At 72.2% G+C, this 20399-nt stretch carries 17 protein-coding genes; 13 read left to right on the top strand and 4 right to left on the bottom strand.

The features are described from left to right. The first annotated feature begins 11 nt into the window (after positions 1-11). The 3 genes from OG505_RS03260 (at position 12) to OG505_RS03270 (ending at position 2778) form a co-directional block, all read left to right on the top strand. Positions 12-872: a carbon-nitrogen hydrolase family protein gene (locus OG505_RS03260; RefSeq protein WP_405430863.1), complete on the top strand. Its 861-nt coding sequence runs from the start codon at positions 12-14 to the stop codon at positions 870-872. Positions 873-937: 65 nt separating this feature from the next. After that, positions 938-1582 (top strand): HAD family hydrolase, encoded by a 645-nt coding sequence (locus tag OG505_RS03265; protein WP_405430865.1) that lies wholly within the window; start codon positions 938-940, stop codon positions 1580-1582. Positions 1583-1845: 263 nt separating this feature from the next. Then, complete coding sequence (locus OG505_RS03270) at positions 1846-2778, top strand: serine protein kinase RIO (RefSeq protein ID WP_405430866.1); 933 nt, start codon at positions 1846-1848, stop codon at positions 2776-2778. Between the two features lie 49 nt (positions 2779-2827). Here OG505_RS03270 and OG505_RS03275 read toward each other — a convergent pair whose 3' ends face one another. Further along, positions 2828-3076 carry a DUF2630 family protein gene (locus OG505_RS03275; RefSeq protein WP_355248839.1) on the bottom strand — a complete coding sequence of 83 codons (249 nt, stop codon included), beginning with the start codon at positions 3074-3076 and terminating at the stop codon, positions 2828-2830. A gap of 467 nt (positions 3077-3543) precedes the next feature. Between OG505_RS03275 and OG505_RS03280 the strand changes: the two genes are divergently transcribed. The 9 genes from OG505_RS03280 to OG505_RS03320 all read left to right on the top strand — a co-directional run bounded on the left by OG505_RS03280 (position 3544) and on the right by OG505_RS03320 (position 13291). Continuing rightward, positions 3544-4881 carry a cytochrome P450 gene (locus OG505_RS03280; protein WP_405434359.1) on the top strand — a complete coding sequence of 446 codons (1338 nt, stop codon included), beginning with the start codon at positions 3544-3546 and terminating at the stop codon, positions 4879-4881. Next, positions 4878-5795, top strand: coding sequence for a terpene synthase family protein (locus OG505_RS03285; RefSeq protein ID WP_405430867.1), 918 nt, complete (start codon positions 4878-4880; stop codon positions 5793-5795). The genes OG505_RS03280 and OG505_RS03285 overlap by 4 nt, the downstream gene beginning before the upstream one ends. Further along, a complete protein-coding gene (locus OG505_RS03290; RefSeq protein ID WP_405430868.1) occupies positions 5788-7392 on the top strand; it encodes a prenyltransferase/squalene oxidase repeat-containing protein in 1605 nt (534 codons plus the stop codon). The genes OG505_RS03285 and OG505_RS03290 overlap by 8 nt, the downstream gene beginning before the upstream one ends. 124 nt (positions 7393-7516) lie before the next feature. Beyond that, positions 7517-10102: a nitrate- and nitrite sensing domain-containing protein gene (locus OG505_RS03295; RefSeq protein ID WP_405430869.1), complete on the top strand. Its 2586-nt coding sequence runs from the start codon at positions 7517-7519 to the stop codon at positions 10100-10102. Between the two features lie 91 nt (positions 10103-10193). Next, complete coding sequence (locus tag OG505_RS03300) at positions 10194-10616, top strand: roadblock/LC7 domain-containing protein (RefSeq protein ID WP_007462632.1); 423 nt, start codon at positions 10194-10196, stop codon at positions 10614-10616. Positions 10617-10621: 5 nt separating this feature from the next. After that, complete coding sequence (locus OG505_RS03305; RefSeq protein ID WP_007462630.1) at positions 10622-11008, top strand: DUF742 domain-containing protein; 387 nt, start codon at positions 10622-10624, stop codon at positions 11006-11008. Continuing rightward, on the top strand, positions 10989-11600 hold the full coding sequence (locus OG505_RS03310; RefSeq protein WP_405430872.1) for a GTP-binding protein: 612 nt from the start codon (positions 10989-10991) through the stop codon (positions 11598-11600). The genes OG505_RS03305 and OG505_RS03310 overlap by 20 nt, the downstream gene beginning before the upstream one ends. 96 nt (positions 11601-11696) lie before the next feature. Then, positions 11697-12032 (top strand): YciI family protein, encoded by a 336-nt coding sequence (locus OG505_RS03315; protein WP_405430874.1) that lies wholly within the window; start codon positions 11697-11699, stop codon positions 12030-12032. A gap of 5 nt (positions 12033-12037) precedes the next feature. Then, the gene (locus OG505_RS03320) at positions 12038-13291 is read left to right on the top strand and encodes an RNA polymerase sigma factor (protein ID WP_405430875.1); all 1254 of its coding nucleotides are present in this window, start codon (positions 12038-12040) and stop codon (positions 13289-13291) included. 296 nt (positions 13292-13587) lie between these two features. On the opposite strand, the gene OG505_RS03325 is transcribed toward OG505_RS03320, so the two are convergent. After that, a complete protein-coding gene (locus tag OG505_RS03325) occupies positions 13588-16440 on the bottom strand; it encodes an aconitate hydratase (RefSeq protein WP_405430876.1) in 2853 nt (950 codons plus the stop codon). 288 nt (positions 16441-16728) lie between these two features. On the opposite strand from OG505_RS03325, the gene OG505_RS03330 reads away from it, so the two are divergent. Next, a complete protein-coding gene (locus OG505_RS03330) occupies positions 16729-17430 on the top strand; it encodes a DedA family protein (RefSeq protein WP_405430878.1) in 702 nt (233 codons plus the stop codon). A gap of 70 nt (positions 17431-17500) precedes the next feature. Here OG505_RS03330 and OG505_RS03335 read toward each other — a convergent pair whose 3' ends face one another. Then, the gene (locus OG505_RS03335) at positions 17501-18160 is read right to left on the bottom strand and encodes a C39 family peptidase (protein WP_405430879.1); all 660 of its coding nucleotides are present in this window, start codon (positions 18158-18160) and stop codon (positions 17501-17503) included. 320 nt (positions 18161-18480) lie between these two features. Next, the gene (locus OG505_RS03340; protein ID WP_405434360.1) at positions 18481-19686 is read right to left on the bottom strand and encodes an IS110 family transposase; all 1206 of its coding nucleotides are present in this window, start codon (positions 19684-19686) and stop codon (positions 18481-18483) included. Positions 19687-20399 lie beyond the last annotated feature (713 nt).

The raw sequence follows: 20399 nt of genomic DNA on the forward strand, positions 1-20399 counted from the left end.
ACCATCCTCCGGTGACCCCGCTTCACCCCACGCCCACCGCGGCGCTGACCGTCGCCACCGTCCAGGCCACCCCCGTCCCCGGTGACGTCGCCGGCAACGCGGCGGCAGCCGCCGAGTTGGTCCGTCAGGCCGCCGGACAGGGTGCCCGGGTGGCCGTCCTCCCCGAGCTGTACCTGTGCGCGTACCACCCGCCGACCCTCGCCGCCGACCCGGTCGGTACCGACGTGGCGGCCGACCCGGCCGGGGTGGTCGCCGACGCCCGCCTCGATCCGCTGCGCGCCGCGGCGCGCACGGCCGGGATCACCGTGGTGGTCGGGGCGGCGGCGCGGCACCCGGACGGCCGGCGCACCATCGCCGCCCTGGTGGTCGACCGCGCCGGCACGATCCGGGTCGGGTACGACAAGCAGCAGTTGTGGGGCGACGAGCGCGCGCTGTTCACCCCCGGCGGTCGGGGCGCCACGCTGCTGCTCGACGACTGGCGGCTCGGGTTGGGCATCTGCTACGACGGCTGCTTCCCCGAGCACGGCCGGGCCGCCGCGCTCGACGGCGCGCACGCCTACCTGTGCCCCAGCGGCTACCTGGCCGGCTCCGAGCACCGCCGGGACCTGTACTACGCCGCGCGGGCCCTGGACAACACGATGTTCGTGGTCTTCGCCAACGCGGTCGGCGGCAGCGACCCGTGGCGGTTCAACGGCGGCGCGGCGATCTACGACCCGCAGGGACGTACGCTCGCCCGGGGCGCTGACGAGGGCACGGCGGTGCTGGCGGCGACACTCGATCCGGCCGAGCTCACGGCCACCCGGGCAGCCCATTCGATGCTCGCCGATCTGCTGCCGGCCCAGGGCGGCCCACGGGTGTTGCTGACCGGTTGAGCCCACCGTCAGGTCGACACCCGCGGGATCTGTTGGCGGGCACGTCGGTCCCGTAGGGTGCCCGAGTGCCACTGCTCCTGCTGGACCTGGACAACACCCTGCTGGATCGGGCCGGGCCGTTCCGCCGCTGGGGTGAGCGCTTCCTGGACGGTATCGGCGCGCCCCCCACCGACATCGATTGGCTGCTCTCGATCGACGCGGACGGGTTGACCGACCGCTGGGACCTGGCCGACGCGATCCGGGACCGCTACGAGCTGCGTATCCCCTCGATCGACCTGGTGGAGGAGCTGCACGACGGGGTGGTGGCGCAGACCCGCCTCGATCCGCTGACCGCCTGCGCGCTGCGGATCGCCGACGACGCGGGCTGGGTGCCGGTGGTGGTCTGCAACGGCACCGTACGCGTGGAGGACGCCAAGATCCGCCGTACCGGCCTGGACCGGTACGTCGCCGACTGGGTCATCTCCGAGGAGGCCGGGGTCAGCAAGCCCAACCCGCGGATCTTCGCGCTCGCCGCGCAGCGGGTCCGGATGCCGCTGCGCGGCGCCTGGGTGGTCGGCGACAGCCCGGAGGCGGACATCGGCGGCGCTGCGGCCGTCGGGTTGCCCAGCGTCTGGCTGCACCGGGGACGGACCTGGTCGGACGTCCGGTTCGCGCCGAGCCGCACGGCGGACGGGCTGATCGCCGCGGTCGCCACGGTGCTCGCGAGCTGACGGCCGCGGACCGGGAGACCGACCGCTGTCGGCGGCCCGTCGCCGGGAGCGGCTCACGGTTCGCCGCCGCCGGACGCGGCGTGCGCCGGCCGGGGCGGCGGCAGCGGTAATTCGATTGACCGGCCGTCGGGGCGACGGCAGCATGGGCGGCGCATCGTGCACCCGGGCGTGCGCCCGGTCGAGGAGAGGGGGTCGGTCATGGCCGTCTTCGCAGGTCGCTTCCAGCTTCCTAACTCAGCCTCGACCAAGGGAACCTCACCACAGTGCGCGATCATGACCTGCCGGCGCTGGAGCGCCGCAGCCGCGGCAAGAGCCGCTTCGACGACGACGAACCGCAGTTTCTGAAGCGCGGGCGGCCCACCGAGCCGCTCGCCGACCCCGACGGCGAACCTGACCCGGCCACCGGCGAACGCTGGTCGTCGTGGGACGACGCCGTGCACGGCCCTGCGCCGCACCCGCAGTGGCTGGTCACCGAGCTGGCCGCCAAGGACACCGAACTGGGTGTGCTCAAGACCGGTAAGGAGGCGGACGTCCACCTGGTCCGCCGTGCGGTACCGGACACGGACCGGTCCTGCCTGCTGGCGGTCAAGCGATACCGGGACGCCGAGCACCGGCTGTTCCACCGCGACGCCGGCTACCTGGAAGGTCGCCGGGTGCGGCGGTCCCGGGAGAACCGGGCGATGGCCGGCCGGACGGCGTTCGGCCGGCAGATGATCGCCGGGCAGTGGGCGGCGGCCGAGTTCGACGCGCTGGCCCGGCTCTGGGAGATCGGCGCCGGGCACGACCGGATCGCCGTGCCCTACCCCGTGCAGCTGCGGGGCACCGAACTGATGTTGGAGTTCGTCGGCGACGCCGAGTCGGGGCTGGCCGCGCCCCGGCTGGCCCAGCTACGGCCCGACCCGGCGGAGCTGCGCGACCTGTGGGGCCAACTGGTCGAGGCGCTGCGCGTGCTGGCCCGGGCCGGCTACGCCCACGGCGACCTGTCGCCGTACAACCTGCTGGTGCACTCCGGGCGGCTGGTCGTGATCGATCTGCCGCAGGTGGTCGACGTGGTGGCGAACCCGCAAGGGCCCGAATTCCTGGCCCGCGACGTGCGGGTGGTCAGCGCCTGGTTCGTGGCCCGGGGGCTGAGCACCGAGCTGGTCGACCCCGGTGCTCTGACGGGGGAGCTGCTGCGGGAGGCGGGCATCCGCTGACCGGAGCGGGTCGGGCGGCCCGAGCGGCTGCCCGACTCGCCCCCACCCGTCACTGCAGGTAGCGCTCGACCTCGGGCTTGGGGCGTTCGCCCTGGGAGTCCGGGTCGCCGTGGGTGGCTCGGGCGGCCCGACGGCGGCGTAGCAGGTCCCAGCACTGGTCGAGGGACTCCTCCAGGGCGCGTAGCCGCTCGCTGGCCTCGCCCTCGGTGCCCGACTCGTGGGCCTGGGCGTCCGCGCGCAGCCGGTGTTCCTCGTCGACCAGCTCGGAGATCCGGTTCAGGATGGTCTTGTCGTCCATGCCACAGAGCCTGGCACAGGGTGCCCGACATCGCCCGGATTCGCAGGTACCGGTGCCTCCTGGCTCACCCGCGCGCCGCCCGCCCACTGGGATCGCACGGGTGCGACCCGCCGGGCGGCACCGTTGGCCGAGCGGCCGGCGGGCCTGCCGGCACGCGGGCCGACTGGCGGCTGCGACCCCAACGTGTACGGGTGCGACCTGCACCGGTGCCGCATCCTAACTGTCCATTCAGGATCTAGGACCGCCATCAACATCGATATCCGTCGGGCGCGTCGGTGGAATCTCACCGGTCACAGGTCTAGAGGTGCCCCCAAATTGGTGAGATGCTTCCGTCGCCCAGAAGGTGAAAGTTCCACAGTACCGTTCGGCCGAAGTGGACAATCCAGGCCGGCGGAACGACGAGGAGACGTTGCATGTCCCAGGTGTCCGATGTCGGCCCCGCCCCCGTCAGCACCGAACCTCGGAAGATCCCGCTCCGTCGCGCGCTGCCCGCGCTGATCCGCGACCCACTCGGCGCGCTGGTCGGCTTCGCGGACGCCGCTGGCGGTGAGGTCGTCCGGCTGAACCTCGGCTCGTTCCGCCCCTACCTCGTCAGTCACCCGGAGCACCTGCAACGCGTCCTGAGGGACAACGTTGCCAACTACACCCGCGACGGCGACGGCCTGCTGTGGCGGCCCGTCCGCCGGATCGTCGGCGACGCCATCCTGGTCGCCGAGGGCGACATCTGGGAGTCCAGCCGCGGCGCGCTGCAACCACTGTTCACCGCGAAGCGGGCCGAGACGCTCGTCGACCGGATGGCCGAGGCGATCAACGAAGCCGTCGACGAGTGGCTGGAACCGGCCCGCGACGGCCGCCCGATCGACGGCGGCGCCGAGCTGACCCGGATCGTGCTGCGGACCACCATGCGGGTGCTCTTCGCCGACCGCATCTCGGTGCCGGACGCGCTGCGGATCAGCGCGGCGTTGGACACCCTCACCACCGCGATGCTCCCGCGCCTGCTGGTGCCCTTCGTGCCGTACGCGGTGCCGATGCCCCGCGACCGTGCCTTCAACCAGGCCGTGCGGACCATCGACGAGGTGGTGCTGCCGATCATCCGGGAGGCCCGGGCCCGGCCCACCGACGGCGACGACATCATCTCCACCCTCTGCCGGCCGCGCGCCGACGGCAGCGAACCCGACGAGTACGCGATCCGCGGCGACGTGGTGGCGATGTTCTCCACCGCCACCGAGACCACGATCGCCCTGCTCTCCTGGCTGTGGCCGGTGCTGGCCGCCCGGCCCGACGTGGCCGAGCGGATGACCGACGAGATCGAGCAGGTGGTCGGCGCGGAACGGGTCGGCCGCGAGCACCTGCCGCAGCTGCGCTACGGCCGCATGGTGCTCGACGAGATGCTGCGGCTCTACCCGGCCGGCTGGATGATCCCCCGCACCGCCGTGCGCGACGACGTGCTGGGCGGTGTGCGGATCAAGGCCGGTGGCACCGTGCTGGTCAGCCCGTACGTCACCCAGCGAATGTCGACGTTCTGGGACGACCCGACGCTGTTCGACCCGGAGCGCTTCGCGCCGGAGAAGCCCCGGCGGCGCTACCGCTACTCCTACTTCCCGTTCGGCGGCGGCCCACACCAGTGCCTCGGCCAGTACCTCTTCCTGCTGGAGGCGCAGCTCATCGTCAGCACCGTGCTGAGCCGCTACCGCTTCCGACTGCGCGAGCCCGTCGGCCTGACACCACGGCTCGGGGCCTCGCTGCAACCCAAGCAGCGGGCCGAGCTGATCGTCACTCCGGTCGAACGTCCGGTCGTCTCATGAGCGGGGTGCCGTGGCCCGTGCAGGCCGGGCCCGACGCCGTCGCCGAGCAGGGCAGGGTGTGCGCGCTCGCCGTGCGCGGCGTCCGCGACCTGCAGGGCGTCACCGCCGCCCACCCCGAACTCTTCGACGCCGCGCCGTTCGACGCCGCGCTGCTCAGCTCGGTGGCCACCGTGGTCGCCTTCATCGCGCCCTGGCACACCGCCGCCGAACTGCGGATCACCACCCGCACCACGCTCTGGGCCTTCGCGGCCGACTGGCAGGTCGACTACCTCGCCCAGTCCGCCGACGACGTCCGGCAGGTGGTGACCGACTGCCTGGCGGTGGCCGACGGCGCCACCCCGCCACCGGGGCGCCACCTGGCGCGGCTGCTGGCCGACCTGCGCGACGAGCTGGCCACCGTGCCGGCGTTCGCCCGGCTGCGCCCGATCTGGCGCGACGAGTTGGCGCGGATGTTCGCCGCCGTGTCGCGCGAGTGGGACTGGAAGAACCTGCCCACCGACCCGACCACCGGGCGGCGTCTGCCGGACCTCGACCGCTACCTGGACAACGCCGACAACTCCGCCTGCTCCTTCGTCAACGTCACCCACTGGATCGCCACTGGTGACGAGCGGACCCTCGCCCAGTTGACCGACCTGCTGGACGCCGGACGTGGCGTGCAGCGGGTGCTGCGGCTGGTCAACGACCTCGCCACGCACGAGCGGGACGCCGAGTGGGGTGACCTGAACGCCCTGCTGCTGGTCGACGACCCGGCGCGGGTGCACGCCCGGCTCGCCGAGCTGACCACCCGGTCCCGCGGCGACCTGGCCGCCCTCGCCGAACGCTGCCCCCGCCAGGCGGACTACCTGCACCGGCAGATCTCCTTCACGGGGGGCTTCTACCAGCTGTCGGACTTCTGGGGAGCACGCGATGAGTGAGGGCTCCCCGCGCGTACTGGCCGAGCCGACCACCGACGCCGCGCGCGAGCTGATCGCCGGCCTGGCGCTGCGGCCGTGGGGGCAGGTCGCCCCCTCGGTGTACGAGAGCGGCCGGCTCGTCGCCGGTGCGGCCTGGCTGCCGGGGCACCACAGGCGGATCGGTTTCCTGCTGCGCGAGCAGCGCCCGGACGGCGCGTGGGGCCCACCCGACGGGTACGCCCTGGTGCCCACGCTCAGCGCCACCGACGCTCTGCTCGCGGTGCTGGCCGACGGCGGTTGGGCCGGTGCGGACCTGCCCGCCCCGGTGGCACGCGGACTCGACGCGCTCACCGGCCGGCTGCTCACCACGCACGCGCGGGCGTTGCCGGACACCCCGGCGCTGGACCTCATCGTCCCCGCGCTGGTCGAGTCGATCAACGACCGGCTGACCCGGCTGGACCGGGCGACCGCCGACCGGCTGCCCCGCCCGCCGCTGACCCTGCCCCCGGGGCTCGGCCCCGACCGGTTGCGCGCGGTACGGGCCGCGGTGGCCGTCGGGGCTGCGCTGCCGACCAAGCTGGCCCACTTCTACGAGGTGCTGGACGCGACACCGGCCGACGGCGGGCCGACGCTCACCGCCGTCGGCGCCTCGCCCGCTGCGACCGCCGCCTGGCTGACCGCCGCCGGCCCGGACGCCGGCCCCGCCGCGCACGCCTTCCTGCGGGAGCTGATCCGCGAGAACGACGGTCCGGTGCCCTGTCCGACCCCGATCACCGTGTTCGAGCGGGCCTGGGTGCTCAGCGGGCTGCGCCGCGCCGGTGTCGCGGTCAATCCGCCGGCGACCGTGCTGCGCACCCTGGCCACCGCCACCGCCGCCGAGGGCGTCGCCACCGGCGAGGGCCTGCCGACCGACGCCGACACCACCTCGGTCACGCTGCACGCGCTGGCCCGGCTCGGCCGCCCCGCCGACCCGGCCAGCCTGTGGGCGTACGAGACAGCGGACGGTTTCTGCACCTGGCCGGGGAGCGAGGACGGCTTCTCGCTCACCACCAACGCGCACGTGCTGGACGCGTTCGGCCAGCACGTGGCCGCGCACCCCGGCGCGGACGCGCGCTACCACCGGACGATCGAGCGGCTCAGCATCGTGCTGCCGGCACACCAGCTCGCCGACGGCCCCTGGCAGGATCGGTGGCACGCCTCGCCGTACTACGCCACGGCCTGCTGCGTGCTGGCCCTGGCGGAGTTCGGTCGCGGCGGCACGGCGGCCGAGGCGGTGGACCGGGCGGCCCGCTGGGTGCTGGAGAGCCAGCGCGCCGACGGCTCGTGGGGGCGGTGGGGCGGCACGGCCGAGGAGACCGCGTACGCCCTGCAGGTGCTGCTGGCCGCGCCGACCGGGGCGCCCCGGGTCGACGACGCGGTGGCGCGCGGCCACGCCTACCTGCACCGGCCGTCCGGGCGGGTCGACCCTCCACTGTGGTACGGCAAGGAGCTGTACTGTCCTACTGCGATCGTCCGCGCAGCAGTGCTGGCCGCCTGCCGGCTGGCCTCCGTCCATCTGGCGGATGCCGACCGTTCGGTGGTGGATTGTGGTTACCCAGCAACAAAAACAACAACTTGAGGGGTTGTGTGGACACTGCTAGCGTACGCAGAGCCTCAGCCCCGTACGCCCCGCTGCGGCGGGACGTCGTCTTCCATGATCACCCGTTGATGAGCTGAGTCAACGCCCTGCCTGGGACGGTTCAATGCGTTCTCGCGGTACGAGTATCCGCACCAAAGTTGTCGCCCTGCTGCTCTCCCTGGTCGCGCTCTGGATGTTCGCGGCATGGGTGACCCTGCGAGACGGTTTCAACCTGCTCGGTGTTCAGCTGATCAACAGCAGGGTCTACACGCCCACCGAGCCGCTGTTGCAGGAGCTCCAGTTGGAGCGGCGGTTGACCCAGGCGTACCTGAGCAACCCCGACGCCGAGCAGCGCGCGGTGCTGGAGGCCGAACAGCGCAAGACCGCGCAGTTGGCCGAGGACTTCGCCGACTCGGTCCGCAACTGGCAGGTCGACGTGGCCGGCAGCTCGGCGCTCGCCGCCCAGCTGGACGCCACGATCGCGCAGATCGACGGACTGAAGCAGACCCGCGCCGACGTGCTCGCCCGCAAGGTGGACCGGATCTCCGCCGCCGACGCCTACACCGGCGCCATCGAGTCGATCTTCCAGGTCTACGACGTCACCGGCAGTCTGGACGACAAGGAGATCGCCGCCGACGCGGCGGCCCTGATCCAGCTCAACCGGATGAAGGAACTGATCTCCCAGGAGGACGCGCTGCTCAGCGGCCTCTTCGGCAACGGCCGAATGAGTGGGCCGGAGTACGCCCGCTACGTCAGCCTGGTCGGCGCCGAGCGCTTCCTCGGCGAGGAGACCCGGGCCCGGCTCGCCGACGCCGACCAGCGCCGCTACCGGCAGCTCGTCGAGGGCGAGGCGTTCACCCGGCTGCGCGCCGTACAGGACAGCATCATCCGCGAGGGCCGGCCGGCCACCCAACTGCCGGTCAGCGCCGAGCAGTGGCGCGGCACCGTCGAGCCGGCGCTGGCCGAGGTGAACGACGCCGTCATCGACGGCGGCGAGGGCATCGTCGGCCGGGCCACCAGCGTGGCCGTGATGGTCGTCGTCCGGCTGGTGCTCGCCACCGGCCTGGGCCTGCTCGCCGTCATCGCCTCGGTCGTCGTCTCCATCACCACGGCTCGGACCCTCCTGCGCCAGCTCGAACGGCTGCGGGAGGCCGCCTGGCAGCTCGCCGACGAGCGGCTGCCCCGGGTGGTCGAGCGCCTCGGTCGCGGCGAGGAGGTCGACGTCGCCACCGAGGCGCCCCCGCTGGAGTTCGGCACCGACGAGATCGGCCAGGTCGGCAAGGCGTTCAACGCCGTCCAGGAGACCGCCCTGAACACCGCCGTCGAGCAGGCCGAGCTGCGCCGCAACGTCCGCGACGTGTTCCTCAGCCTGGCCCGCCGTACGCAGGCGCTGGTGCACCGCCAGCTCACCCTGCTCGACGCGATGGAGCGGCGTGAACACGACGCGGAGGAGTTGGAGGACCTGTTCCGGGTCGACCACCTGGCCACCCGGATGCGGCGTAACGCGGAGAACCTGATCGTGCTGTCCGGCTCCACCCCGGGCCGGGCCTGGCGCCGCAACGTCCCCATGGTGGACGTGGTGCGCGGCGCGGTCGCCGAGGTGGAGGACTACACCCGGGTCAACGTGTTGCCGCTCGGGCCCGTCTCGCTCGCCGGCCGGGCGGTCGGCGACATCATCCACCTACTCGCCGAGCTGATCGAGAACGGCCTGTCGTTCTCACCGCCGCACACCACCGTCGAGGTCCGCGGCCAGCTCGTGGCCAACGGGTTCGCCATCGAGATCGAGGACCGGGGCCTCGGCATGAGCGAGGAGGACCTGGCCGCCGCGAACCACCGCATCGTCGACCAGTCCGAGCTGAACCTCGCCAACGCCGCCCGGCTGGGCCTCTACGTGGTGAGCCGGCTGACCGAGCGGCACGGCGTGCGGGTCCGGCTCAAGGAGTCGGCGTACGGCGGCACCACCGCCGTCGTGCTCATTCCGTTGGAGCTGGTCACCGCGAACGGGACCGACCCGGAGGACTCTGGCGTGCTTCCCGTCGGGCCGCCGGCCATCGCGCTGCCCTCGGGCCCGTCCGCCGCCGGTCCCGCCGACGGCGGCCGTTCCGCCAGCCTCTCGTCGGTCGCGCTGGCCGCCACGGCGACGGACACGAGCGGTCCGGGCGCGGCGCAGCCGGTGACTCCCCTCGCCCCGGCGCGGGCTGAGAGCAGCATCCCGACCGAGCCGCAGGTGGACGGGACCGACACCGACGTCGTACTCCCCACCCGGCAGCGGACGACCCTGGGCGCCCCGACGGCGGAACTGCCCGCCCGGGCCCGGCGTGGCCTGGGCCAGCCGGCCCTGGAGGGCCCGACGGTGCCCACCGGCCTGCCCGCGGTGGACCGGGTCGGGCCGAGCGGCGGCGGCAGCGAGCCGGCCGGCGACGGCGGGCCGACCCCGGCGCGGGCCGAGACGGACCGGACCGGCTCGGGCCTGCCGGTCCGCGTCCGCCAGGCGAACATCGTTCCCGAGCTGCGCGACGACCCGGCGGCAACCGAGTCCGACGAGGAGGACGTGGTTCGGCCGCCGGATCAGGTACGCCGGATGATGAGCTCGTATCAGACCGGCACCCGGCGCGGTCGGACCGACGCGGCGCGACTGCTCGGTGGCGCGTCCGACGCCTCGGCGAGCGGCACGCCCGAGCCGACCGGCGAGGAACCACAAGCCACCTGACCGAGCGCCGGTGCTGCGGGTTCCCGCGCGGTGTGACGGTCAAGCCCAAGACGAATACGGCGCAACTGCCGGGCGAGAAGAGGACGACGAAGTGGCCCAGAAGACGGCTTCGAGTGCCGACCTGACGTGGTTGCTGGATGATCTGGTGGGCCGGGTGAAGCAGGCCGAGCACGCGGTCGCGCTCTCCACCGACGGGCTGTTGATGGCTTCCTCGCAGGGGTTGAGCCGCGACGACGGCGAGCACCTCGCGGCGATGGCGGCCGGCATCCAGAGCCTGGCCCGGGGCGCCGGCAAGCGCTTCGGCGGCGGGCAGGTGCAGCAGACCATCATCGAGATGCAGTCGTCGTTCCTGTTCGTCACAGCCGCCGGCCGCAACGCCTGCCTGGCGGTTCTCGCCAGCGAGGACGCCGACGTCGGTCTCATCGCGTACGAGATGGCGATGCTCGTCACCCGGGTCGGCAAGTACGTGGCCTCCCCGTCGCGGGGCACCGAACAGTCGGCTGGCGAGAGGTAACGGCCATGACGGTGCAGGGGGAGTCCGCAGAGCATCAGTGGGTGGATGACCATGCGGGCCCGGTGGTGCGCCCGTACGCGGTGACACGCGGGCGTGCCCGCCCGGTCACCGGCACGTTCGACCTGATCTCCCTGGTCACCGCGACCCGAGCCGACGTGACGCCGGAGGTGGGTCTCGGTCCCGAGCACCTGGCGATCGTCGGCCTGTGCCAGCGAATACAGTCCGTCGCCGAGATCGCCGCCCACCTCGACCTGCCGGTGGGGACCATCCGGGTGCTCCTCGGCGACCTGGCGGCCCGCAACCTCGTGCAGGTACGCGAACCCCAGACCACGGCCGGTCTTCCCGACAACAGCATCTTCGAGGCGGTAATCAATGGACTACGGGCACTCTGACCGGCCGGCGGGAGCGACGCCACTGCCCACCGCGATCAAGATCCTGGTCGCCGGTGGTTTCGGCGTGGGCAAGACCACCATGGTCGGCGCGGTGAGCGAGACCCGGCCGTTGCGCACCGAGGAGGTGCTGACCGAGACCGGCGTCGGCATCGACGACCTGTCCGGGGTGGAGGGTAAGACCACCACCACCGTGGCGATGGACTTCGGTCGGATCACCATCAGCGACGACCTGGTGCTCTACCTGTTCGGCACACCCGGGCAGGACCGGTTCTGGTTCGTCTGGGACGAGCTGGCGCTGGGGGCGATCGGCGCGGTGGTGCTGGCCGACACACGGCGTTTGGCCGACTGCTTCCCGTCGATCGACTACTTCGAGGGCCGGGGCACCCCGTTCGTGGTGGCGGTGAACTGCTTCGAGGGCGCCCGTAAATACCGGCTCGACGAGGTGCAGACCGCGCTGAACCTCGACCCGGGCGTGCCGGTGCTGCTCTGCGACGCCCGCCAGCGCGAGTCCAGCAAGGAGGTGCTCGTGACCCTCATGGAGCACGCCATGAAGACCCGCGAGGCCCGCCGGCGCGCTGCCAGCACGGACTGACCGGCGGTCGGGGTCACTTTTTCCGGGCACTCGTGTCCGGAACGGCCCCGGCCGTTCGTCATGCTGGCGACACCCGGACACACGAGGGAGCGCCAGATGAAGTTCATGATGTTCGTCTGCACCGACACCGCACCGGACACCGACCCGAGCGAGCTGCCCGACATCCACACGTGGGTGGCCGACAACGACGCCCGTGGCCGTCGCGTCACCGGAAACGTGCTGGCGCCGACCACCGCGGCCACCACCGTCCGGGTCCGCGACGGCGAACTGCTCGTCTCCGAGGGGCCGTTCGCCGAGACCACGGAGGTCATCGTGGGCTTCGACCTGCTCGACTGCGCCGACCTCGACGAGGCGATCGAGGTGGCGCGCACCCACCCGATGGCGCGGGAGGGGCGGCTGGAACTGCGCCCGTTCGCGAGCCTGTCCGCCTGATCCTTATGACCCGCACCGACACCAAGACCGGTGCGCCCGACAACGTCGGCGCGGTCGCGGCGGCGCAGGCCGTCGCGGCCGCCGGCGCGAACGCGTACCCCCGGATCGTCGCGACCCTGATCCGACTGACCGGGGACTGGGCGCTGGCCGAGGACTGCGCTCAGGAGGCCCTCGCTGTCGCGCTGGAGCGCTGGCCCGGCGACGGTGTGCCGGTCAATCCGGGTGGCTGGCTCATGACGGTGGCCCGCAACCGGGCGCTCGACGTGCTGCGCCGAGCCACCGTGGAGCGCCGCAAGCTGCACGAGTTGGCGGTGCTCGCGCCGACGGACGCGCAGCCCGAGCACGACGTCGAGGACGACCGCTTGAGACTCATCTTCACCTGCTGCCATCCGGCGCTCGCGTTCGAGGCCCGGGTGGCGTTGACGCTGCGGACGGTCTGCGGGGTGCCGACCGCGGATATCGCCCGGCTCCTGCTGGTCAGCGAGTCGACGATGACCCGCCGGCTGACCCGCGCCCGGACCCGTATCGCGCAGGCCGGCATCCCGTACCGGGTGCCGAGCGGGCCGGCGCTGGCCGAACGGCTGCCCGGTGTGCTCGCCGTGCTGTACCTGCTCTTCACCCGGGGATACTCCGTGGACGGCGAGCCGGCCTTCGCCGACGAGGCGGTCCGGCTGGCCCGCCTGCTCGACCGGCTGATGCCCGAGCAGTCCGAGGTCGCCGCGCTGCTGGCGCTGGTCCTGTTCCAGCACTCCCGGCGCGACGCCCGCCGCGACGCCGCGGGCAACCTGCTCTCCCTGGAACGGCAGGACCGCCGCCGCTGGGACCGGGCCGCCGTCGCCGACGGGCTCTCCGCGCTGGCCCGGGTCCGGCACGACGGACCGTACGCGTGGCAGGCCCGCATCGCCGCCTGCCACGCCACCGCGGAGTCCGCCGAGGCCACCGACTGGCCGGCGATCGCCCGCGCCTATGATGCCCTGCTCGGGCTCCGGTCGTCGCCGGTGGTGGCGCTCAACCGCGCGGTCGCGCACGGCTACGCGTACGGGCCGGCGGCCGGACTGGTCCTGCTCGACGCCGCGCGCGCCGGGGGAGGGCTGGACGGTCACCCGGTGGCGGTGGCGGTGGCGGTGGAGGCCGATCTGGTGGCCCGGCAGGGTGACCGGCCGCGTGCCGCCGCGTTGTTCCGGGCGGCGGCGGCAGCGGTGGACTCGGCGGTCGAGCGCCGCGCCCTGCTCGACCGAGCTGCCGACCTCGCCCGGTAGGCCGTACGCGCTCGGGTGGGGTGGGGGTCAGCTGAGCGAGGATCTGGTCAGGATCCTGAGCTGGCGGTACCACGTTTTTGTCCTTTGCTCTGCTTCAACGGGCGCAACACTGACAGGCCACTGCCGTTGCGCCAGTTGAAGCAGAGCAAAGGGCCCGACGCAGCAACCCGGGGCGCGGGACCGATAAGCGTTTCACCCGCTCGGTCTGCCGGGTCGAGCGCCAGCGTCCGTCGGCGGTGACGTGGAAGGGCCGCTCCCCGCCAGCGCGGGAAGCGGCCCTTCTGAGGTGTACGACGTCAGTTGGCGATCATGCGGCGCAGCACGTACTGCAGGATGCCGCCGTGGCGGTAGTAGTCCGCCTCGCCCGGGGTGTCGATCCGCACCACGGCCTCGAACTCCACGCCGGTGTCGGTGGTGACCGTCACCGTACGCGGGGTGTCGCCGTCGTTCAGGGCCGTCACGCCGGTGATGGTGAACATCTCGGTGCCGGTCAGGCCGAGCGACTCGGCGGTGACGTCCACCGGGAACTGCAGCGGCAGTACGCCCATGCCGATCAGGTTGGAGCGGTGGATCCGCTCGTACGACTCGGCGATGACCGCCCGGACGCCCAGCAGCATGGTGCCCTTGGCCGCCCAGTCCCGCGACGAGCCCGACCCGTACTCCTTGCCGGCCATGATGACCAGCGGGATGCCGGCCTCCTGGTAGGCCATCGAGGCGTCGTAGATGGAGGCCTGCTCGCCGGTGAGGTGGTTGACGGTGAAGCCGCCCTCCACCCCGGGCACCAGCTGGTTGCGCAGCCGGATGTTGGCGAACGTGCCCCGGATCATCACCTCGTGGTTGCCCCGGCGGGAGCCGTACGAGTTGAACTCGTGGCGCGGCACGCCGTGCTCGGCGAGGTACGTGCCGGCCGGCGAGTCGGCCTTGATCGAGCCGGCCGGCGAGATGTGGTCGGTGGTCACCGAGTCACCCAGCTTGGCCAGCACCCGCGCGCCCGAGATGTCGACGACCGGGCTCGGCTCGCGCTGCATGCCCTCGAAGTACGGGGGCTTGCGCACGTAGGTCGAGTCGCTGTCCCAGGCGAAGGTGTCGCCGGTCGGGGTGGGCAGCGACTGCCACCGCTCGTCGCCGGCGAAGACATCTGCGTACGCGGCGCTGAACCCGGTCGCGCCGATCGCCTGGGCGATGACGTCCTGGATCTCGGCGCTGTTCGGCCAGATCTCCCGCAGGAAGACCGGGTTGCCGTCGCTGTCCTCACCGATCGGCTCGTTGGCCAGGTCGATGTCCATCGTGCCGGCGAGGGCGTACGCGACCACCAGCGGCGGGGACGCCAGGTAGTTCATCTTGACGTCCGGGTTGATCCGGCCCTCGAAGTTCCGGTTGCCCGACAGCACCGAGACGACGGACAGGTCATGCTCGTTGACCGCCGCCGACACCTCCTCGGGCAGCGGGCCCGAGTTGCCGATGCAGGTGGTGCAGCCGTACCCGACCAGGTTGAAGCCGAGCTTGTCCAGGTAGGGCGTGAGGCCGGCGCGCTCGTAGTAGTCCATGACGACCTTGGAGCCCGGGGCGAGGGTGGTCTTCACCCACGGCTTGCGGGTCAGGCCCTTCTCCACGGCGTTGCGGGCCAGCAGCGCCGCCCCGATCATGACCTGCGGGTTGGACGTGTTGGTGCAGGAGGTGATCGCGGCGATCACCACGGCGCCGTGGTCCAGCTCGTACTCGGCGCCGTCCGCGCCGGTGACCCGGATCGGGTTGCTGGCCCGGCCGCCCGAGCCCACCGCCGCGGTTTCCAGGTCGCGCGGCTCGTCGGCCGGGTCGCTGAACTCGTTGGCGGGCGGGTCGCTGGCCGGGAACGACTCGGCGCTGGCCTCGTCGGCCGGCCCGTTCGCGCCGCGCGGCAGCTCCTCGCGGGGCACGCCCGGCTTGAGGTCGCGCTCACCGACGGAGTCGTCGGCGACGTAGTCGGTCAGCGCCGAGCGGAACAGCGTCTTGGCGGCGCCCAGCGGCACCCGGTCCTGCGGGCGCTTCGGGCCGGCGAGCGACGGCTCGATGGAGCCCAGGTCCAGCTCCAGGCGCTCCGAGTAGGCCGGCTCCGCCTCCGGGTCGTGCCAGAGGCCCTGCTCCTTGGCGTACGCCTCGACGAGCGCGACCTGCGCGGCGTCGCGGCCGGTCAGCTCCAGGTAGCGGATCGTCTCGGCGTCGATCGGGAAGATCGCCACGGTGGAGCCGTACTCCGGCGACATGTTGCCGATGGTGGCCCGGTTGGCCAGCGGCACGGCGCTCACGCCGGGGCCGTAGAACTCGACGAACTTGCCGACCACACCGTGCTTGCGCAGCATCTCGGTGATGGTCAGCACCAGGTCGGTGGCGGTGGTGCCGGCCGGCATCTCACCGGACAGCTTGAAGCCCACCACCCGCGGGATCAGCATGCTGACCGACTGGCCGAGCATCGCGGCCTCGGCCTCGATGCCGCCGACGCCCCAGCCCAGCACGCCCAGGCCGTTGACCATCGTGGTGTGCGAGTCGGTGCCGACCACCGTGTCCGGGTACGCCTGGCCGCCCCGCTCCATGATGGTGCGGGCCAGGTACTCGATGTTGACCTGGTGCACGATGCCGGTGCCCGGCGGGACGACCTTGAACTCGTTGAACGCGGTCTGGCCCCAGCGCAGGAACTGGTAGCGCTCCTTGTTGCGCTCGTACTCCAGCTCGACGTTGCGGGCGAACGCGTCCTCGCGGCCGAACAGGTCGGCGATCACCGAGTGGTCGATGACCAGCTCGGCGGGGGCGAGGGGGTTGACCTTGGTGGCGTCGCCACCCAGCTCACGTACGGCCTCGCGCATGGTGGCCAGGTCGACCACGCAGGGCACGCCGGTGAAGTCCTGCATGAGCACCCGCGCCGGGGTGAACTGGATCTCCACGCTCGGGTCGGCGGTCGGGTCCCACCCGCCGAGCTGGCGGATATGGTCGGCGGTGATGTTCGCGCCGTCCTCGGTCCGCAGCAGGTTCTCCAGGAGGATCTTCAGGCTGTACGGCAGCCGATCGTGGCCGTCCACCTTGTCGATCTTGAAAATCTCGTAGCTCGCGTCTCCGACGCGTAGCTGGGTCTTCGCACCGAAGGTGTCGAGGCTCGCCACGTCGTACTCCTTCACACCAGCGACCGTGAGTAGTCCTGAGCAGTCTGTCGCACCGGCCGGAGTGCCGCCGAGGTTAGGTAACACTTACCGCCGATTGCGCTCTCAAATAAAACCGTACGTCCGTCTTGCTAGTTACGCAACTCAGCCACCCGGTTCGCCCGCCGCCTCACCCCTAGCCTCCTAGGACGGGTAGGGGGTGTGCGCGTGCCCGCTCAGCCCGCTGCCGGGTCCTTGCCGAAGGCCGCCCGGTCGGGCGGGCCGCCGCAGGTAGGGTTCGAGGGTCCGGTCGGAGGAGGGGCAACCGTGTTCGACGTCCAGCACTGGCTCGTGTCGCTGCCGCCGATCGCGGTCTACCTGCTCGTCGCCGGCGTGATCGGCGTGGAGAGCATGGGCATCCCCCTGCCCGGCGAGATCGTCCTGGTCAGCTCGGCCCTGCTAGCGGCCACCGGAGTGGTGGAGCCGGAGTGGGTGGCCACGGCCGCCGCCACCGGCGCGATCGTGGGTGACTCCATCGGGTACGCGGTGGGTCGCCGCGGCGGCCGCCCGCTGCTGGCCCGGCTGGGCCGACGCTTCCCCCGCCATCTCGGCCCCGCCCAGCTCACCCGGGCCGAGCAGAGCTTCGCCCGGCACGGCGTCTGGGCGGTGTTCTTCGGCCGGTTCGTGGCGCTGCTGCGGATCCTGGCCGGTCCGCTCGCCGGGGCACTGCACGTGCCGTACCGGCGGTTCCTGCTGGCCAACGCCGCCGGTGGGCTGGTGTGGGCGTTCGGCACCACGTACCTGCTGTTCACCGTCGGCCGGGCCGCCGAGCACTGGCTCAAGGACATCTCCTGGGCCGGCCTGGTCCTCGCGGTGCTCGCTGGGCTGGCCAGCACGTGGTGGCTACGCCGACGGGCCCACCGCGTGAGCGCGGCCGAGCCGGCGGAGTCGGCGCAGTCCATGGGACCGGCGCAGGCCACGGAGTCGGCGCAGACCACGGGGCCGGCCCGCACCGGCAGGGATCGCTGACCCGGACATGCCGAAAAGGGCCGGGCCCCGTGGTGGGGTCCGGCCCTTGTCGGTGGTGTGTTGGGTGGGGTCAGCTGGTGGCGTAGCCGCGGGTGGCGATCCAGTCGGCGAGGTGCTCGACGCTCACCTGGTAGGAGGCGGTGTTGGGGTCGGCGGAGTCGGCGATGGTGACGGTGTTGCCGTTGTCGCGGTAGCCGACGACGCTGATGTAGTGCCCGCCTTCGAAGGAGTGCACACCGCCGTTGGTGTCGGTGGTGGTGCCGGCGATGTTGGCGACCACGGCGCGGCCGTCGTCGACGGTCTTGACGATGTCGGCGCGCAGTTGGTCGGTCTGCTTGGCGTCGGCGGTGGGCTTGCTGATCTCGACGCTGCGGTAGGCGTCGTTCTTACCGGTCTCCTTGTTCAGCACCGGGGTGATGTCGTTGATGCTGTTGGTGCCGGCCTCGGTGGTGCCCATCTCCTTGGCCATGGCGTCCACGCTGATGTCCTTGCCCTGCACGGACAGGGCGTTACGGGCGGCGGCGGGGCCGCAGTAGTAGAAGTTCGGCTGCGCCTCGTACCGCACTCCGAGCTGACGCTCACCCGAGGGCTTGCGGTCGGACTGCGTGGTGGTCGCGGGCTTGGCCTCGGACGCGGCGTAGGCGGTGGTCACGGGGCCGGCGATGGCGCCGCCGGTGAAAGCCAGACCGGCAGCGGTCAGGGCGGTCTTACGAATCAGATCGGTACGCATGATGGCGTGCTCCTCTGCATCGGGGGAAACCGCGACGACACACAAACGGGGGGGTGGTGTGCCGGGCGGGGAAGTTCACGGGGACTGGGTCCGGCGGCCCGGCGAGGGGCCTGCACGGGAGTGTCCCCGGGGGGTGGTGTAACGGGTCCGGGTGGCGGGGCATTCCGCCGACGTTCCTCCCGGACCGGAGACGGCCGGTGGTGCTGCTCGGCCGTGCGGGGGATGTAACCGTGCCGGCCGGCGGGGTGTTCCCGGCGGCTGCCACACGCCCCGGCCAGTGGTGGTGCTCGGCCGTGCGGGGGGGTGTCCCTATGGTTTTGTCAAGCGGCGACGGTTGCGGTAGGCAGCGGGCGTTGCTGGTAGGGGACCTTGTCGCGGAGCATCGCGAACAGGACGTCGACGCGGCGTCGGGCGAGGCAGATCAGGGCCGCGTTGTGGCGTTTGCCTTCGGCGCGTTTCCGGTCGTAGTAGGCGCGGCTGACCGGGTCGGCCAGGGCTGCGAACGCGGCGAGGAAGAAGGCGCGTTTCAGCTGTTTGTTGCCGCCCCGGGGTGGGTGTTCACCGCGGATGCTGCTGCCGGAGCGGCGGGTGACGGGTGCCAGGCCGGCGTAGGCGGCCAGATGGCCTGGGCTGGCGAACGCGGTGCCGTCGCCGACTTCGAGCAGGATCCTCGCAGCGGTCCTGACGCCGATGCCGGGCATCGAGGTCAGGACCTCGGAAAGAGGGTGCGCATCAAGCATCCTGTCCACCTCGACGGCGACCTGGTCGCGCTGTTTGAGCACGTCGCGCAGGCTGTCAGCCAGCCGGGGCAGGACCGTTTCCGCAGCGGCCGTGCCCGCGACGACCACGGTCTGCTCGTCCAACGCGGTCATGACCTGCTCGATGAGACGTTCGCCCATGCGGGGCGCGTTCTTGCTGGCGATGGCGGTGAGTTTGCGGCGGCCGGCCTTGCGCAGCCCGGCCGGTCCGCCGCAGCGCGACAGCAGCTCCAGGACGGCTTTGTGCTGCACCTTCGGTCCCAGCACCCGTTCCAGAGCAGGGTGGATTTGCGTGAGCAGCCCGCGGATGCGGTTGGCGACCCGGGTGGCCTCGCCGGCCAGGTCGTCGTCGAAGCCGACCAGGACCTCGAGTTCGGCCAGGGTCTCGTCGCCGACGTCGACGCGGCGCAGCGTGTGCGGCAAGGTGCGGGCGGCGTCGGCGATCACGTAGGCATCGCGGGCGTCGGTCTTGGCGCTGCCGGGGTGCAGGTCGGCGATCCGTCGCATCGCGAGTCCGGGCAGGTAGGCCACTTGATGACCGCACGCTCGGGCTACCGCGACGGGCAGCGCGCCGATCGTCGCGGGCTGGTCGACCACGACCAGGACGCGGCCGTGGCGGCCGAGCTTGTCGAACACCTGCCGCAGTTTCGCCTCGGTGTTGACCAGCGCCGCGTCGTGCAGCCGTTTGCCGTCCCGAGTCAGCGCGACGGCGTGGTGGCCGTCCTTGCCGACATCGAGACCGAGAAACACCTGGTAGTCGCCGTGCACCGCATCGCCTCCCCGCGACGTCACCCGTCAACCCGGTCGATCAGGCGTCGACTGCCGGCAGCCACGTTACGAAGAGACCTACCCCAACAAAACGGGTGGCCGTGTCCCTATCAGCGGTCCATCGGCGCCACCCGGCCCGGCGACAACACCCCCCGGATCATCCGTACGACAGGGGCAGTAAGTCATACCGAGCCGGGCGACCGAGCAGTCCCCGGCTGGGGACGATCAAAAAGGTAACGGGGGGGGGTAACCGTGGCGGCCGGCGGGGTTGTTCCCGACGGCTGCCGTGCGCCGCTAGCCCGTAGGTCGCGGGGCCATGCCAGGTATAACGACCCCGCCGGGCCACCGATTCCGCCGCCCAGGTGCCACCGACCACAGGACACCCACGCCGGCACCGGACAAACCACCCACCGGAACCAGACATCCGACACCGGTTGATGGTGATCGACTCGACTTCGGCGATCTCGGGGTATCCGGACGCGCGGAACACCCCGACATCGGCGAACCCGAGTGGATCATCCCCGCGCGGCCCTGCGCCCAATCGGATGATCGTGCTCGATCAAGGAAACAGGGCCCACACCCTGCCGGCGAGGCCACTACATCCAGGATCGAGCACGATCATGCGGTCCGGCGGGATTGTGCCCGCCGATAACCCGGCCGGCCGGATGGGTCGGGTGGGACCGCGTGGGTGGCTGTCTGGCTGGCGGGGCGGT

This window comes from Micromonospora sp. NBC_00617 (assembly GCF_045161355.1).
In the GTDB taxonomy this organism is placed as follows: Bacteria; Actinomycetota; Actinomycetes; order Mycobacteriales; family Micromonosporaceae; genus Micromonospora.